General features: G+C 68.0%; 19 protein-coding genes. 11 read left to right on the top strand and 8 right to left on the bottom strand.

Features of this window, described 5'->3' with window-relative positions; all coding sequences use genetic code 11:
• Positions 1 to 20 precede the first annotated feature (20 nt).
• From ACVPT3_RS12025 to ACVPT3_RS12035, 3 genes are read left to right on the top strand one after another with little or no spacing between them, the layout of a single operon-like run.
• Positions 21 to 281 carry an AbrB/MazE/SpoVT family DNA-binding domain-containing protein gene (locus ACVPT3_RS12025; RefSeq protein WP_492041118.1) on the top strand — a complete coding sequence of 87 codons (261 nt, stop codon included), beginning with the start codon at positions 21 to 23 and terminating at the stop codon, positions 279 to 281.
• On the top strand, positions 278 to 682 hold the full coding sequence (locus ACVPT3_RS12030) for a type II toxin-antitoxin system VapC family toxin (protein ID WP_492041119.1): 405 nt from the start codon (positions 278 to 280) through the stop codon (positions 680 to 682). Before ACVPT3_RS12025 ends, ACVPT3_RS12030 begins: the two co-directional genes overlap by 4 nt.
• Positions 683 to 709: 27 nt before the next feature.
• Positions 710 to 1,189 carry a YbhB/YbcL family Raf kinase inhibitor-like protein gene (locus tag ACVPT3_RS12035; protein WP_492041120.1) on the top strand — a complete coding sequence of 160 codons (480 nt, stop codon included), beginning with the start codon at positions 710 to 712 and terminating at the stop codon, positions 1,187 to 1,189.
• Between the two features lie 3 nt (positions 1,190 to 1,192).
• Here ACVPT3_RS12035 and ACVPT3_RS12040 read toward each other — a convergent pair whose 3' ends face one another.
• On the bottom strand, positions 1,193 to 2,437 hold the full coding sequence (locus ACVPT3_RS12040) for an aspartyl protease family protein (RefSeq protein WP_492041121.1): 1,245 nt from the start codon (positions 2,435 to 2,437) through the stop codon (positions 1,193 to 1,195).
• Positions 2,438 to 2,600: 163 nt separating this feature from the next.
• Here ACVPT3_RS12040 and ACVPT3_RS12045 point away from each other — a divergent pair, with 163 nt between their 5' ends.
• From ACVPT3_RS12045 to ACVPT3_RS12055, 3 genes are all read left to right on the top strand, one after another.
• Positions 2,601 to 3,815: an MFS transporter gene (locus tag ACVPT3_RS12045; protein ID WP_492041122.1), complete on the top strand. Its 1,215-nt coding sequence runs from the start codon at positions 2,601 to 2,603 to the stop codon at positions 3,813 to 3,815.
• A 33-nt stretch (positions 3,816 to 3,848) separates the two neighbouring features.
• Positions 3,849 to 4,511: a phosphoribosylformylglycinamidine synthase subunit PurQ gene (gene purQ, locus ACVPT3_RS12050; RefSeq protein WP_492041123.1), complete on the top strand. Its 663-nt coding sequence runs from the start codon at positions 3,849 to 3,851 to the stop codon at positions 4,509 to 4,511.
• 92 nt (positions 4,512 to 4,603) lie between these two features.
• Entirely contained in the window at positions 4,604 to 5,581 is a 978-nt protein-coding gene (locus ACVPT3_RS12055; protein ID WP_492041124.1) for an endonuclease/exonuclease/phosphatase family protein, read from the top strand.
• A gap of 6 nt (positions 5,582 to 5,587) precedes the next feature.
• Here the strand turns inward: ACVPT3_RS12055 and ACVPT3_RS12060 are convergent, their stop codons facing one another.
• Genes ACVPT3_RS12060 through ACVPT3_RS12070 form a run of 3 tightly spaced genes read right to left on the bottom strand, consistent with a single transcriptional unit; the run spans position 5,588 to position 7,253 of the window.
• Positions 5,588 to 6,667 (bottom strand): aspartyl/asparaginyl beta-hydroxylase domain-containing protein, encoded by a 1,080-nt coding sequence (locus ACVPT3_RS12060; protein WP_492041125.1) that lies wholly within the window; start codon positions 6,665 to 6,667, stop codon positions 5,588 to 5,590.
• A gap of 57 nt (positions 6,668 to 6,724) precedes the next feature.
• Complete coding sequence (locus ACVPT3_RS12065) at positions 6,725 to 6,907, bottom strand: hypothetical protein (RefSeq protein WP_492041126.1); 183 nt, start codon at positions 6,905 to 6,907, stop codon at positions 6,725 to 6,727.
• A 55-nt stretch (positions 6,908 to 6,962) separates the two neighbouring features.
• Entirely contained in the window at positions 6,963 to 7,253 is a 291-nt protein-coding gene (locus tag ACVPT3_RS12070; RefSeq protein WP_492041127.1) for a hypothetical protein, read from the bottom strand.
• 234 nt (positions 7,254 to 7,487) lie between these two features.
• On the opposite strand from ACVPT3_RS12070, the gene ACVPT3_RS12075 reads away from it, so the two are divergent.
• A complete protein-coding gene (locus ACVPT3_RS12075; protein ID WP_492041128.1) occupies positions 7,488 to 8,279 on the top strand; it encodes a TspO-related membrane protein in 792 nt (263 codons plus the stop codon).
• Here the strand turns inward: ACVPT3_RS12075 and ACVPT3_RS12080 are convergent.
• From ACVPT3_RS12080 to ACVPT3_RS12095, 4 genes are read right to left on the bottom strand one after another with little or no spacing between them, the layout of a single operon-like run.
• Positions 8,276 to 8,527: a Tat pathway signal protein gene (locus ACVPT3_RS12080; RefSeq protein WP_492041129.1), complete on the bottom strand. Its 252-nt coding sequence runs from the start codon at positions 8,525 to 8,527 to the stop codon at positions 8,276 to 8,278. The genes ACVPT3_RS12075 and ACVPT3_RS12080 overlap by 4 nt on opposite strands.
• Entirely contained in the window at positions 8,527 to 8,664 is a 138-nt protein-coding gene (locus ACVPT3_RS12085) for a hypothetical protein (RefSeq protein WP_492041130.1), read from the bottom strand. The genes ACVPT3_RS12080 and ACVPT3_RS12085 overlap by 1 nt, the downstream gene beginning before the upstream one ends.
• 59 nt (positions 8,665 to 8,723) lie before the next feature.
• Positions 8,724 to 9,113, bottom strand: coding sequence for a type II toxin-antitoxin system VapC family toxin (locus tag ACVPT3_RS12090; RefSeq protein ID WP_492041131.1), 390 nt, complete (start codon positions 9,111 to 9,113; stop codon positions 8,724 to 8,726).
• Positions 9,113 to 9,373 carry a type II toxin-antitoxin system VapB family antitoxin gene (locus tag ACVPT3_RS12095; RefSeq protein ID WP_492041132.1) on the bottom strand — a complete coding sequence of 87 codons (261 nt, stop codon included), beginning with the start codon at positions 9,371 to 9,373 and terminating at the stop codon, positions 9,113 to 9,115. The genes ACVPT3_RS12090 and ACVPT3_RS12095 overlap by 1 nt, the downstream gene beginning before the upstream one ends.
• 67 nt (positions 9,374 to 9,440) lie before the next feature.
• Between ACVPT3_RS12095 and purL the strand changes: the two genes are divergently transcribed.
• From purL to ACVPT3_RS12115, 4 genes are all read left to right on the top strand, one after another.
• Positions 9,441 to 11,669: a phosphoribosylformylglycinamidine synthase subunit PurL gene (gene purL / locus ACVPT3_RS12100; protein WP_492041133.1), complete on the top strand. Its 2,229-nt coding sequence runs from the start codon at positions 9,441 to 9,443 to the stop codon at positions 11,667 to 11,669.
• Complete coding sequence (locus ACVPT3_RS12105) at positions 11,666 to 12,010, top strand: DUF305 domain-containing protein (protein WP_492041134.1); 345 nt, start codon at positions 11,666 to 11,668, stop codon at positions 12,008 to 12,010. Before purL ends, ACVPT3_RS12105 begins: the two co-directional genes overlap by 4 nt.
• 2 nt (positions 12,011 to 12,012) lie before the next feature.
• Positions 12,013 to 12,516: a hypothetical protein gene (locus ACVPT3_RS12110; RefSeq protein ID WP_492041135.1), complete on the top strand. Its 504-nt coding sequence runs from the start codon at positions 12,013 to 12,015 to the stop codon at positions 12,514 to 12,516.
• Positions 12,517 to 12,615: 99 nt separating this feature from the next.
• Positions 12,616 to 14,004, top strand: a complete 1,389-nt coding sequence (locus tag ACVPT3_RS12115) for a cytochrome P450 (RefSeq protein ID WP_492041136.1) — start codon at positions 12,616 to 12,618, stop codon at positions 14,002 to 14,004.
• Positions 14,005 to 14,089: the final 85 nt, after the last annotated feature.

Raw genomic sequence — 14,089 nt, forward strand, 5'->3', positions numbered from 1 at the left:
GATTGCATTACATTGTCGGCATGACCACGCTCACCGTGACTAGCCGAGGCCAGGTGACCTTCCGCAAGGAGGTGTTGCAGCATCTCGGCATCCAGCCCGGGCAGAAGATTCATCTCGACCTTCTGCCCGACGGCCGTGCGGAGCTCCGCGCCGAGCAGATGAAGGGCTCCTGGTCCGATCTCTCGGGGTTCCTGAAAGGTCGAACGAACGGGGCGCGCCTGTCGATCGAGGAGATCGGCGTTCTGACCGCGCAAGCCGGCGCTGACCCTGAACAGCCGTGAACATCACCGCCGACACCAACGTCCTGCTACGCGCCATCGTCGGCGACGACGAGGACCAGCAGGGTCTGGCGGTAGAGGCCCTGGAATCCGCTGATCGGGTGGCGGTCAGCAGCCAATCCCTGTGTGAATTCGCCTGGGTGCTGGCCCGAGGTTATCGCGCCTCCCGCGAGGATATCGCGACCGCCATTCGTCGCCTGCTGGATATGCGCAACATATCGGTTGACCGTCCCGCGGCCGAGGCCGGTCTCGCCGTGCTCGAAGCGGGCGGCGACTTCGCTGACGGCGTCATCGCCCATGACGGCCAATGGCTGGGTGGGGAAACCTTCGTCTCCTTCGACGTTCAGGCGGTGCGGCTGCTGGACCGCAGCGGCGTGAAAGCGCGTCTCCTGTCCGCCACCTGATTCTGCACTCCCGAGGAAGCCCTTCAGATGACCTTCACCCTTACCTCCACCGACATCCAGGACGGCGGCGTCCTGCACGACGCACAGGTTCATGCCAAGGGAAACACCTCGCCCCACCTCGCCTGGTCCGGCGCGCCCGAGGAGACCAAGAGCTACGCCGTCACCTGCTATGACCCCGACGCCCCGACCGGTTCGGGCTTCTGGCACTGGACCGTGGCCAACATCCCTGCTGACGTAACCGAACTGCCGACCGGCGCCGGCTCGCCCGGCGGCCACCTGCCGCTCAGCGCCGTTCAGGGCCGCACGGACTACGGCAAGGCCGGCTTCGGCGGCGCCGCCCCGCCCCCCGGCCACGGCCCGCATCGCTACATCTTCACCGTCTTCGCCGTGGACGTGGACCGGCTGGACGTCACCGCCGACGATTCCGGCGCCGTCTTCGGCTTCAACCTCCACTTCCACACCCTGGCCAAGGCCTCGATCACGGCGACCTACGAAAACCGGGGCTGAGTCTCAGGGCGTCTGCTGCTTCAACTGGAAGTCGCCGGCTGGGAAATCCATGACATAACCCTGGGACAGCACGTCCTGTCCCAGGCGTCCCCGGATCATGTCGCCGCCCGCATGCTCGTCAGCCGCGCTGACATCGGTCAGCCGCACGCCCACATCATCGATCTGCAACTCCACCACCGGCGCACGGCGCGCCTCCACCGTGCGCTCGCCTCCTGCGCCGCCGACCTGTTCGCGGCTCTCGACGGCGCCGTCCGCGAGATCGGGCCGTTCGTCCAACAGGACCGGACGCAAGGTCGTGCGATTGGCTCCGGTGTCAAAGGCGAACGGCACAGGCTCTCCCCCGCCGACCCGCACATAAACCCGCGGCGTCAGCCCATCGACATACAGGTCGCGTACAACCGGCATCGGCCCGCTCGGCCCCCAGCTCAAGGTCTCGACACCGTCGGCGCCCTTGGCGACTTCCAGCCGTTCCAGCCGCGAGATCACGGGGAAACCGACGATGCCCGGAATCCTGTAGGCCCCGCCCGCGAAGGTCAGGCTGGCGTCCGGCATGACCAGAAAGATCACGTGCTGAAACACGACGGCGCCGATCTTCACCTCGTCCGCCACCCCGATGCGAGAAGCGGCCCCGGCCTGGGTGATGCTGCCGACCCCCGCCGTATCGCCGAGAATGCGCAACCCCAGAGCCGCCGCCTCGCTCTCGGTCACGACCGAGAAGTTGGCGCCGGTGTCCAACACGAACTGACGGGGCGAGCCGTTCACCTCCACCGGTATGCGGGCCAGGCGCGCTGCATCCCGCTCAATGGCGACGACTCCGGCGGCAAAGGCGATCCGGGCTTGAGGCGGGGTGTCGGCCAGCGCCCGGGCCACCGTCAGGGACTGGGTGGTGGCGCGAATCTCGTCCTCTGTCTCGCTGGTCTCCAACAGCCGACTCATGGCTTCCGCCGCCTCCCCATAGAGGCCGTCCCGCAGGAGCACGCCGGCAAGGGCTGACAGGGCCTGACTGCGATCAGGCTCGGAGCCGGTCGCGCCGGCCAGATAGGTCTTCAGGGCCGTGCGGGCCTCAGCGTCTCGGAACTCGTAGGCGGCCAGCAGACCTTGCGACAGAGGATCGCCGTCATGTGCGGCCGCATCCCTCAGCGCCGTGGGGTTCGACAGAAGCGCCTCGCGCTCGGGCGTCTGGGCGACCGCTGTTGAGGCGGTCAGTAAGGCGCAAACCGCCGCCGCCGAAGTCCACACCGAAGCCATATCACCGACCCCTGTTATCGATATCCGCTGGGTATCATCGCCGTGGGGATGGGCGAAGTTAACAATCCGCCATGGTCCGAAAGCCCGGCGGCTCCATTGCGGGACGCCGGTCTCGCCCTATATTGCACCGCAACATTCCCTCCCCGTTCCGGACTTTCTCGCCATGGCCTCCAGCGGCGCCGTCGTCGATTCCGACGTTATCTTCGAACCCATGACCGCCGGTCGTGTGGCCCTGGTCCTGATCGCCCTGGCCATGGGCGGTTTCGCCATCGGCGTGACCGAGTTCGCGGCCATGAGCATCCTGCCGGACTTCGCCGCCGGCCTGGGCGTCGACGCCCCGACCGCCGGCCATGTCATCAGCGCCTACGCCGCCGGCGTCGTGGTGGGGGCACCGATCCTGGCCGTACTCGGCGCACGCAGCCCGCGCTGGCTGCTGTTGATCGGCTTCATGGCCCTGTTCGCCATCGGCAACGGCCTGTCGGCCCTGGCCCCGACCTATGAGTGGATGCTGGTCTTCCGTTTCCTCAGCGGCGTGCCGCACGGCGCCTATTTCGGCGTCGCGGCCCTGGTCGCGGCCTCGGTCGTGCCGCTGCACCTGCGCACCCGCGCCGTCTCGACCGTCCTGATGGGGCTGACGGTGGCGACCGTGATCGGCGTGCCCTTCGCCAATATGATCAGCCACGCCTTCGGCTGGCGCTGGACCTTCGCCATCGTCAGCGTCCTGGCCGTGATCACCATGGCTCTTGTAGCCCTGTTCGCCCCACGCGATCCCGCACACGCCGACGCCAGCCCGATGCGCGAGCTGGGGGCCCTGAAGCGAAGCCAGGTCTGGCTGACCCTGGGGGTCGGCGCCGTCGGCTTCGGCGGCATGTTCGCCGTCTACGCCTATCTGGCCTCGACCCTTCAGACTGTGACCGGCGTTGGGCCGGAGATCCTGCCCTGGGTCTTCGCCGTCTTCGGCGTCGGCATGTTCCTGGGCAATATCCTGGGCGCCTGGGCCGCCGACCGGATTGGCTTCCCGGCGGCGGGCGGCCTCCTGCTCTGGAGCGCCGCCGCTCTGGTCCTCTATCCGTTCGCCGCCCCGCACCTCTGGGCGGTCATGGTCGTGGTCTTCCTGATCGGCGGCGGCGGCGGCCTGGGCTCCATCCTCCAGACCCGGTTGATGGACGTCGCCGGCGACGCCCAGACCCTGGCCGCCGCCCTGAACCACTCCGCCTTCAACACCGCCAACGCGATCGGTCCCCTGCTGGGCGGCATGGCCATTGCGGCCGGCTACGGCTGGACCTCGACCGGCTGGGTCGGCGTCGGCCTGTCCCTGGGTGGATTTGCAATCTTCGTGATCGCCTGGCTGGCGGGGCGAAAGCACGCGACGGCCTGACAAGCCAAAAGAACCCTGCTAAAGGGCCGCGCCATGAGCGCAGCCGTCATCGTCTTCCCCGGTTCCAACTGTGATCGCGACTGCAAGGTCGCCGTCGAACGCTCCACCGGCGAGCCCGTCTCGATGGTCTGGCACGCCGAGACCGAACTGCCCTCGGGCCTGGACCTGATCGTCATTCCCGGCGGCTTCTCCTACGGCGACTATCTGCGCTGCGGCGCCATGGCGGCCCAGTCGCCGGTGATGCAGGCGGTGAAGCAAGCTGCTGACAATGGCGTCGCCGTGGTCGGCATCTGCAACGGTTTCCAGATCCTGTGCGAGGCCGGCCTGCTGCCCGGCGCCCTGTTGCGCAACAAGGGCCTGAAATACGTCTGCAAGCCCATCGCACTGACCGTCGCCAACGGCCAGACCCGCTTTACCGCCGGCTATCAGGGCCAGCGCGAGGTGACCATGACCCAGGGCAACGGCGACGGAAACTTCTTCGCCGACGCCGAGACCCTGGCCCGGATCGAGGGCGAGGGTCAGGTGGTCTTCCGCTACGTCGAAAACCCGAACGGCTCGGTCAACGACATCGCCGGCATCCAGAATGCGCGCGGCAATGTCCTGGGCATGATGCCCCACCCCGACCGCGCCTTTGAGGCCGAATTGGGCTCCGCCGACGGCGCGGTCCTGTTCCAGAGCATCTACGCCGCCGCCTGATCGCTCACCGACCCACGTTATCGCGGGCTTGTGACACGCGATGATCGCGTTCTGCGCTAACCTGAAGATGCATCGGCGTCTCGGGGGCGATCATGGCGACTATTCTCGACCCACTGCCACAGGCGGTCCGCGACGACCTGGACCGACTGAACGCCCTGCTCGACGCCGTGCCGCCCAAGACGGCCGGCGACAATCTGCTGATGGCCACCTGGAACATCCGCGGCTTCGGCAGTCTGACCGAGAAATGGGAAAGCGAGGAGGGCGACAGCCCCCGCCGCGACTTCCACGCCGCCGTCCTGATCGCGGCGGTGCTCGAACGGTTCGACGTCATCGCCGTGCAGGAGGTGAAGGCCAATCTGCGCGCCCTGCGTCATGTCCTGAAAAAGCTGGGGCCCGACTTCGGCTTCCTGATGACCGACGTCACCTACGGCGATCCCGGCAATGACGAGCGTCTGGCCTATATCTACGACAGTCGTCGGCTGAAACCGTCCGGCCTGGCCTGCGAACTGGTGGTGCCCGAGGATCTGGACACCCCCTACGCCACCCCCGCCAACGCCTTCCAGCGCCAGTTCGTCCGCACCCCCTACGCCGTCAGCTTCAACGCCTCCGGCAAGACCTTCGTCCTCGTCACCCTGCACATCGTCTATGGCGAGAAGGGCGCGGACCGCGTCGCCGAACTGACCGCCATCGCCAAATGGCTGCGTCACTGGGCCGAGTCGATGGACGACTACGGCCAGAACCTGATCTGTATGGGCGACTTCAACATCGACCGTCACGGCGATCCGCTGTGGCAGGCCTTCACCTCGACCGGCCTCGTCACCGCTCCGGGCCTGGAAAAGGTGCCGCGCACCCTCAGCTCGTCCGTGGAAAAGCCCGACCTGGCCAGTTTCTTTGACCAGATCGCCTGGTTCGAGCGGCGCAAGGACGGCAAACCCTACCTCTCATTGGCGTTCCGCCAGGCCGGCGGCCTCAACTTCCAGGGCGTGGTCCTGCAGAACCTGACCCGCACCCAGCTGTCCTGGCGGATCAGCGACCACTATCCGCTGTGGGTCGAGTTCGGGCTCACCTGACCCAGGTCAGGTCCCCAGTTTCGGCGTCGCCCCGCCCCCGGCGTCGATGGCGTCGAACAGGGCGCAGATAAGCTCCTGCTCCTCCTCGGTGATCTCGGGCTTCCAGACGTCGAAGATCAGGATGGTCCGGTCCTGGCCGCTGTCGTTCCAGGCCTCGTGCTCGATCGTGTCGTCGAAGGCCCAGGCCTGGCCTTCCTCCCACTGGCGCAGGTCAGACCCCACCCTGAACCAGGACCCCGGCGGCGCCACCAGCGGCAGGTGGCAGATCAGACGGGTGTTGATCAGGCCATGATGGGGCGGAATCCGCGCGCCCGCCGCCAGTTCCGAGAACAGGATCGACGGCGAACGCCCCGGAATGATGCTCAGCGGCGCCGCCTCCAGCGCCCTCAGCGTCTGGGGACAGCGCGCCGCGATCTCGGGAACCACAACGCCGTCCTTCCACAGAAAGACCGCGCTCCAGGCCGGGTTCTCCAGCATGCCCGCCTGTCCGCTGCGCGGCCGGTTGGACCGGTCCTCCACATAGGGGGCAAACAGGGCGGGTTCGGCCAGAACGGCCTCCAGTTCGGCCCGGATGGCGGGCGCCGCCGCCTCTATTTCCGCCAGCCACGGCGTGTCCTCACGCGGCTGGAACTGGACCTGCGGCAGGCCGGGAAACAGATAGAATTTCGGCTGCTGGTGATACAGCGGCTTGCGTCCGGTCAGCAGGTCCAGCGACAGGGCGAAACGCGGACTGGACCGCGATTCGTCGAACCCCCGCGCCTTGACCCCGGCCAGCAGCTCGTCCTCGAACCGACGCTTCATGTCCGCCAGCGCCTGCTGCGCCCGCCGCAGTTCGTCGCTCAGTTCAGGCGCCGCGCCCCGCTGCTGCGCGCTGGCCAGAGCCGCGCCGTAGAAGGTGGAGGCGGAACGCGAATCGCCCTGGGCGGCCAGGGCGTCCGCCTTCAGGATCGAGCCCAGGATATTGCGCCCATCAGCCCGAAGCACACGCTCGGCGGCGGCGAGCGCCAGCTTTGGGTCTCCTTGCGCACGCGTGGACAGGGCCTCACGAAGAAGCGCATCCAGGGCGAAGGCGGGGTTCGCGTTCATGCGCTACATGAACCCCGATCATCGAACCTCCGTCAAGCAATCGACGGCCCGGTCAGATCAGTCCGGACGCGCCGACTGTCCGTTCTCCAGCTCTTCGTCCTCGTCGACCGTGACCACGCCGCCCGGATCGCGCTGGGCGGCCAGTTCTCGGGCGCCCACACCCTGGCCCTGTTCTATCGCGTGGTTGGCTTCGACTTCGTCGGTTTCGAAGCGGGGGGTTTCGTCGTCGCGATCGGCCATTTCGGTCTCCAGTTCGTGCCTGGTCTGACAACCAGCCGCCGCCCCGCCGGTTCCGCTAGCGACGCAAGAAGGGCTCCAGACTGGCGCGCGACAGCGGTCGGAACAGCAGGAACTGCCCCGCGACGCTGACCGTCGCCTCATGCGCCTGCGGGCGCTGCACCACCGCCGGATCATCCAGAGACACCGCCCGACCGGACGCAAGGTCGCGAACATCCAGGGCGGGCGTCACGGGCCGACTGTTCGCCGTCGCCAGGGCCGCCAGGAAGGCGCGCACCTCCAGTGCCTGCTGCTCCGGCGTCGCCGCCTGCCGCACCCGCGCCCATGCCGCCTGCGCCGACGCAGACATCACGACGTCCTGCGCGCTCGTCTGGCCTGACGTCTGCGTCTGTCCAGGCGTCGCAACGACGCAAGCGGCCGTCGCGATCAGGACGAGGATCAGGCACGCGGCGGGCTTTGACATGGCCGCACCCCAGCACGTTGGTCGCGCTCTGGGCAAGCGTCACATTTCATGCCGATACGGTGAACCTTCCGGCGTTTCAGCGCGTACACTCCACCTGAACGCCGCCTTATCGGAATCCGCATGTCCTCGACCCTCCGCCCCACCCCCGCCCAGCGGACCCGCCGTCTGGTGGTTCTGGCCGCCGCCGTCTTCGCCCTGGTCGTGCCTATGGTGCAGAACCTGGCCGGTCTGGGCCTGACCCAGGCCGAGTTCGCGGCGGATGGGAACTCCACCCTGCGCGTGGCCGGCTACGCCTTTTCGATCTGGGGCCTGATCTATCTGGGCCTGCTGGCCTACGCCGTCCGTCAGGTGCTGCCCCAGACCGGCGAGAGCCCCCTGATCAACCGGATGGGCTGGCCGTCGGCCGTCGCCTTCTTCGGCATCGGGATGTGGATCGTCGTCGCCGCCCTGAACCTGAAGGCGGCCAGCGTCATCGTCATCTTCGCCTCCCTGATCGCCCTGCTCGCGCCGCTGGTGGCCTATTCCGGCTCCATCCGGGCGCTCAGCCGAACGGATCGCGACAGGTTATTGCTGGTTTGGCCCCTGGCGGCGCTCGCGGGCTGGCTGACGGTGGCCGCGCCGTTGAACCTGATCACCACCCTGACCGCCTTCGAGGCCCTGCCGGCGGCCCTGTCGCCCGGGGCCTGGGCCATCCTGGCCATTGTCGTGACCACCGCCGTCGCTCTGGCGGTGACGGCCAGTCTGCGGACCATCGCCTATCCCCTGCCCACAGCCTGGGGCCTGCTCGGCGCCTTCGTCGCCGAACAAACCGACAAGCCTGCGGTGGCCTTCACTGCCCTGGCCGGGGCCATCGTCCTGCTGATCGGCGGAGTGCTTCTGGCCTTCCGGCTGAAGCCGGGGGGCGAGCGCTAGGAGTCCTTGGTCGGCGTCACAGGCGTATCGATCGCCGCGTCTTCCCCGGCGCCAACGTCGAAAGCGCCGGTCTCCTGAAATCCGACGCTGCCGATCCCGGTCGCCTGTCCCGTCAGCCGTTGCCGCCGGCTGATCATCGCCTGCTCGGGCGCGGCCTTGTCCATTTCGCGCGTCGTAGCCGGATCATTGGAACGGTCCATCTGCTGGCCGGTGGCCGGCGTGACCTTGGTCGAGGGGGTGGAGCGCATCAGATGCCGTCCCCCTCGTCTTCATCCTCGTTCTGCGCCTGCTCGGCCATGGCCGAGGCGCCGGCGTCGTCGGCGGCAATCTCGGGCAGATCTTCGTCTTCCGGGGTCGCAGCGGGGTCGATGGGGGTGTCGGTCATGGTGAACTCCGTGTTGCTACACACGAAATGTCGCCCAGCCTCTGGACGTTCCCCCCTACTCAGATCGTGATCGCCACGTCCGTCTTAGAAAAGTCGTCGCCCTTGAACAGCAGCGGTTCGCCGCTGCACAGGCTCAGCGCATAGGCGAAACAGTCGCCATAGTTGAGCCGCGCCGGATGCCGCCCCTTGCCGAACCGCACCATGGCCTCGCACGCGATCCGCATCTGCGCCTGATCGACGGGGACTAGGTCCAGCCGATACTCGTCTTCAAGACGCTCGAGCACGGGCCGGGCGTCCATGCCGAGCCGAGACGTCAGCACCGCCGCCAGTTCGACCCAGGTCGCGACACTGACCCGGCGCGTCGTCGCCGAACGAATCCGCTCATCGAACGTCGCCGCTTCCGGCTCTCTCAGAACAATGGCGACGAAGGCGGAGGTGTCGATGACCATCAGCGCGGCAGACCGTGCTCGTCGTACATCTCATCGTCGATTTCCTGAAGAGAGCGGCCATCGCCGGGCGGCAGGGTCCGCAAATAGGCGAACAGCGCCTCGCGCTTCCTCGCCCGCTCCGCCGCCGCCTCCTCGGCGGTCAGTTCCTTCCAGGTCTTGTCCAGGGCGATGTCGATGGCCTCGGTCAGGCTGACCCCCATCCGTTCGGCGACGGCGCGCGCCTTGCGCTCCGTCTCGGCGCGCTTGATGCTGAGGCCCATTCTAGAACTCCCAAAATACTGTCTAGAATATAGCCTATCGGCCCATCTGCGGCTAGAAGCCCCGCCCATGACCGCTCCGCAAAAGACCCCCGCCAAGTCGATGGCTGAATTGGCCGCCGAATACGGCCTGGCCCCGAACGAATATCAGGTCGTCCTCGACCGGCTGGGCCGAGAGCCCAACCATGTCGAACTGGGCGTCTTCTCGGTCATGTGGTCCGAGCACTGCTCGTACAAATCCTCCAAGATCCACCTAGGCAAGTTCCCCACCACCGGCGACCGCGTCATCTGCGGCCCGGGCGAGAACGCCGGGGTGATCGACATCGACGACGGCGACGCCTGCATCTTCAAGATGGAGAGCCACAACCACCCCTCCTACATCGAGCCCTATCAGGGCGCGGCGACGGGCGTGGGCGGCATCATGCGCGACGTCTTCACCATGGGCGCCCGGCCCGTGGCCCTGCTGAACGCCCTGCGTTTCGGCGATCCGTCGCACGAAAAGACCAAGCGCCTGGTCAAGGGCGTGGTGTCCGGCATCGGCGGTTACGGCAACTGCGTCGGCGTGCCGACCGTGGCGGGCGAAACCAATTTCCACGCCGGCTACAACGGCAACATCCTGGTCAACGCCATGTGCGTCGGCCTGGCCAAGGCCGACAGCATCTTCTATTCGGCCGCGCCCTCGGCGGGCCTGTCGGTCGTCTATTTCGGTTCCAAGACCGGCCGCGACGGCATCCACGGCGCCACCATGTCCTCGGCCGAGTTCGACGACGAGTCGGAATCGAAACGCCCCACCGTCCAGGTCGGCGACCCCTTCGCCGAGAAGCTGCTGATCGAGGCCACGCTGGAGCTGATGGCCTCAGGCGCCGTCGCCGCCATCCAGGACATGGGCGCGGCCGGCCTGACCTCCTCCTCGGTCGAAATGGCCGGCAAGGGCGGCGTCGGCATCGAACTGAACATGGACGCCGTGCCCCAGCGCGAAGAGGGCATGACCGCCTATGAGATGATGCTGTCGGAAAGCCAGGAGCGGATGCTGGCGGTCCTCAAGCCCGGCCGTGAGGCCGACGGCGAGCGCATCTTCAAGAAATGGGGCCTGGACGCCGCCACCATCGGCGTCACCACCGACACCGGCCGTCTGGTGCTGAAGCATCACGGCGAGACCGTCTGCGACGTGCCCCTGGCGCCCCTGTTCGACGACGCCCCCCTGTACGACCGCCCCTGGGTCCAGCCCGAGCTGCAGCCCAGGCTGAACCCTTCCGACATTCCCGCGCCCGAAAACTGGGCCGATGCGGTGATGAAGGTGATCGCCTGCCCCGACATGGCGTCCAAGCGCTGGATCTGGGAACAGTACGACCGCCACGTCATGGCCGACACGCTTCAGGACTCGGCCACCGGCGCCGACGCCGGCGTGGTCCGCGTCCACGGCACGGACAAGGGTCTAGCCGTGACCTCGGACTGCACCCCCCGCTATGTCCAGAACGACCCCTACGAGGGCGGCAAACAAGCCGTGGCCGAGGCCTGGCGCAACCTGACCGCAGTCGGCTCGCGCCCCATCGCCATCACCGACAACCTCAACTTCGGCAACCCGCAGCGGCCCGAGATCATGGGCCAGATCGTCCGCGCCATCGACGGCATGGCCGAGGCCTGCCGCGAACTGGCCTTCCCCGTCGTGTCGGGCAATGTCAGCCTGTATAACGAGACCAACGGCGTCGCCATTCCGCCGACCCCGACCGTCGGCGCCGTCGGCCTGCTGCCCAACTACGACGTGGTGACCAACTTCTCGACCATGGCGGCCGGGGATACGCTGGTCCTGATCGGCCAGACCCACGGCGAACTGGGCGCCTCCATCTATCTGCGCGAGGTTCTGGGCCGCGAGGACGGCGCCCCGCCGCCCGTCAATCTGAAGCTGGAAAAGAAGACCGGCGACTTCGTGCGCGACCTGATCGAGGCCGGCGACCTGACCGTGGTTCACGACCTCAGCGACGGCGGCCTGATCGGCGCCGCCGCCGACCTGGTCCTGGCCTCCGACGTCGGCGTGACCCTCGACGCCTCCAGCGCCGCCCACGCCCACATCTTCCTGTTCGGCGAGGACCAGGCCCGCTATCTGGTCGCGGTCCCCGACGCCGACGCCCTGATCGCCAAGGCCCAGGCCGCCGGCCTGCACGCCTCGGTCGTCGGCCACGCCGGCGGCGACGCCTTCGGCTCCAAGGGCGACAAGGGCGAGTTGTTCAGCATCCCCGTCGCCCACCTGCGCGAATGGCACGAAGGCTGGATGCCGGGCTGGCTTGGCGACGCCGCATGATCCGCACCGCCCCGCCGATCGCGCTGCTCCTCGTGCTAGGGGCCTGCGACGGCGGCGGCGATCCGGTGCAGCAGGCGCTGCGTGAAGCGTCGGCCGCCAATCAGACGGCGGCGACCCGCACGACGGCCGAGACCCAGGCCGCGGCTCAGACCGCGGATCAGGCCTATGTCGCCAAGATGATCGCCCACCACGAAGGCGCCGTCGCCACGGCCAGGGTCGCCCTGCGCGACAGCCGCGATCCGGAAATCCGGCGCATGGCCCAGAGCGTCGTGGATGCCCAGACGCGCGAGATCGCCGAGCTGAAGGCCTGGGCGCCGACCGCCGCTCCGGCGGCGAACTGAGCATGGCTAAAGGATCCTATCCCGGCGGCGGAAAACGGGCGCGTTCTCCCGGTTCCAAAACCGCGCCGACGGGACGTCTTGCCGAGCGGAAGCCGGGGCGGCCTGCCGCACGGACGCCGTCCAAGCCTTCACAGATCACGAGAGACGAACTGAAGCACTTCAGTTTTCGCAATCGATCCAAAGAGGCGTTTCTGGATGAGCTCGATCCGTGGCTCCGCGCCTGTTTCAAGAACGGCTTCACCCGGCCCAACGAGATCGCCGGCCTTCTGAACAAATTGGGGAAGATGACCGCCTGCGGCCAGCCGTGGACGCCTCACCTTGTCTGGGGTCTGCAACGCTTCCTGTTCGAGCGGCGCGAAAAGCGCAGAGCCGCTCAATCGGGTGAAGCGGCGCCGGCGGCCCCGGTTTTGAAGCCCGCAGCCTCAGGCCAAGGCTCGAAGGATTTGAGTGCTGGGGATATGGCGCGGCTGCTCGGCGCAATCGGCAGGACGTCGCCTTCTCGTTGACGTCGTGCTGGTCCACTATGCTTCATGAACGCATGCACCAGATCGAGCGTTTTAGGGACGACGCGCCCGGCTGACGGGCGATTTGAACAGGAGCGTCTTATGGACGCGACGACCGCCGACGCCATCTTCCGCCCCGCCGTCCCTCCGCGTCGGGCAGGCAAGCCCCTGTCTCTGCTGCCCTTCCTGTGGATCAGCTGGCGCGACCCTATCCGCATGTGGTCCGAGCGCCATTTCACCGAGCCGCAGTTGCACGGGAACTCAGCCTTCGGCGAAATCCTGGTCGTCAGCCACCCCGAGGGCGTCCGCCACGTCCTGACTGAGAACGCCGCCAACTACGAGAAGGGCGATCTTCAGCGCCGCGTCCTGGGCCCCATGCTGGCCGAAGGCCTGCTGCTGACGGAAGGCGACACCTGGCGTCGCGCCCGCCGCATCCTGGCCCCGCTCTTCACCCCCGCCAAGATGGCCACCCTCAACGCCCGCATGGCCGAGGTCTGCCAGGCCCGCGTCGCCGGCTGGTCCCTGTCCGCGCGCGGCCGGGTGCTCGACATCGATTCCGAGATGTCCGGCCTGACCTTCGACATCCTGTCCGCCACCATGTTCTCGGACGAGCTGGGCGGCGAGGCGCGCGGGTTCGAGCGCGCCCTGAACCAGTTCCTGGCCAATGGCGCCCGTATCGATCCGCTGGACGTGCTGGGCGCGCCGGACTGGGCGCCCCGCCTGGGCCGCCTGGCCAGCTTCCGCTCGGCCCGCTTCTTCGAACAGCGCGTCACCACACTGGTCGAGGCCCGCCGCGCCCGGATCGAGGCCGGCGACGCCCCGCCCGACGACCTGCTCAGCGCCCTGTTGTTGGCCCGCGACGAGAACGGCGGCCCCGGCCTGTCGGACGAAGAGGTCGCCGCCAACATCCTGACCTTCATCCTGGCCGGGCACGAGACCACCGCCCGCGCCCTGGGCTGGACCCTGCACCTGCTGTCGCGCCAACCCGAATATCTGGCCCGGCTTCAGGACGAGGCCGACGCCTTCGACGTCTCCGACCCCCAATGGGCCGACGCCCTGCCCTGGACCCGCGCCGTGCTGGACGAGACCATGCGCCTGTTCCCGCCCGCCCCGACCATGGCCCGCAAGGCCCTGGCCGACGACGAGATCGGCGGCCAGCCGATCAAGGCCGGCGCCACCGTCATCATCTCCCCCTGGATCCTGCAACGCCACAGCCTGCTGTGGGACGACCCCGACGCCTTCAGGCCGGAGCGGTTCCTGCCCCAGAACCGCAAATCCATCGACCGCTACGCCTACATCCCCTTCAGCGCCGGCCCCCGCATCTGCATCGGCGCCGCCTTCGCCATCCAGGAGGCGGTGATCGCCCTGGCCTCCATCCTGCGCGCCGCCGAGGTCGAGCCCCTGACGACGGTCGAACCCCGCCCCGTTCACCAGATCACCCTGCGCAGCCGCGAACCGATGCGCCTGCGGCTGCGCGCGCGACGGCGCTAAACGCGGGCCGACGCCCCCACCTTGCAATCCGCCGCGATCAGAACACAAACCGCCTATAGGCGGCGGCTGCTTCTTGTCGGATTAC

The sequence above is a fragment of the Brevundimonas sp. FV1ps31S genome (assembly GCF_058681265.1).

Excerpts from the sequence above, each read along its gene's own strand:
- ACVPT3_RS12075 (WP_492041128.1), top strand. The coding sequence starts at position 7,488 with ATGTCCTCGACCCTCCGCCCCACCCCCGCCCAGCGGACCCGCCGTCTG.
- ACVPT3_RS12095 (WP_492041132.1), bottom strand. The coding sequence starts at position 9,373 with ATGGGCCTCAGCATCAAGCGCGCCGAGACGGAGCGCAAGGCGCGCGCC.
- ACVPT3_RS12035 (WP_492041120.1), top strand. The coding sequence starts at position 710 with ATGACCTTCACCCTTACCTCCACCGACATCCAGGACGGCGGCGTCCTG.
- ACVPT3_RS12105 (WP_492041134.1), top strand. The coding sequence starts at position 11,666 with ATGATCCGCACCGCCCCGCCGATCGCGCTGCTCCTCGTGCTAGGGGCC.
- purQ (WP_492041123.1), top strand. The coding sequence starts at position 3,849 with ATGAGCGCAGCCGTCATCGTCTTCCCCGGTTCCAACTGTGATCGCGAC.
- ACVPT3_RS12065 (WP_492041126.1), bottom strand. The coding sequence starts at position 6,907 with ATGGCCGATCGCGACGACGAAACCCCCCGCTTCGAAACCGACGAAGTC.
- ACVPT3_RS12055 (WP_492041124.1), top strand. The coding sequence starts at position 4,604 with ATGGCGACTATTCTCGACCCACTGCCACAGGCGGTCCGCGACGACCTG.
- ACVPT3_RS12110 (WP_492041135.1), top strand. The coding sequence starts at position 12,013 with ATGGCTAAAGGATCCTATCCCGGCGGCGGAAAACGGGCGCGTTCTCCC.
- purL (WP_492041133.1), top strand. The coding sequence starts at position 9,441 with ATGACCGCTCCGCAAAAGACCCCCGCCAAGTCGATGGCTGAATTGGCC.
- ACVPT3_RS12070 (WP_492041127.1), bottom strand. The coding sequence starts at position 7,253 with ATGTCTGCGTCGGCGCAGGCGGCATGGGCGCGGGTGCGGCAGGCGGCG.
- ACVPT3_RS12045 (WP_492041122.1), top strand. The coding sequence starts at position 2,601 with ATGGCCTCCAGCGGCGCCGTCGTCGATTCCGACGTTATCTTCGAACCC.
- ACVPT3_RS12085 (WP_492041130.1), bottom strand. The coding sequence starts at position 8,664 with ATGACCGACACCCCCATCGACCCCGCTGCGACCCCGGAAGACGAAGAT.
- ACVPT3_RS12040 (WP_492041121.1), bottom strand. The coding sequence starts at position 2,437 with ATGGCTTCGGTGTGGACTTCGGCGGCGGCGGTTTGCGCCTTACTGACC.
- ACVPT3_RS12080 (WP_492041129.1), bottom strand. The coding sequence starts at position 8,527 with ATGCGCTCCACCCCCTCGACCAAGGTCACGCCGGCCACCGGCCAGCAG.
- ACVPT3_RS12090 (WP_492041131.1), bottom strand. The coding sequence starts at position 9,113 with ATGGTCATCGACACCTCCGCCTTCGTCGCCATTGTTCTGAGAGAGCCG.
- ACVPT3_RS12025 (WP_492041118.1), top strand. The coding sequence starts at position 21 with ATGACCACGCTCACCGTGACTAGCCGAGGCCAGGTGACCTTCCGCAAG.
- ACVPT3_RS12115 (WP_492041136.1), top strand. The coding sequence starts at position 12,616 with ATGGACGCGACGACCGCCGACGCCATCTTCCGCCCCGCCGTCCCTCCG.
- ACVPT3_RS12060 (WP_492041125.1), bottom strand. The coding sequence starts at position 6,667 with ATGAACGCGAACCCCGCCTTCGCCCTGGATGCGCTTCTTCGTGAGGCC.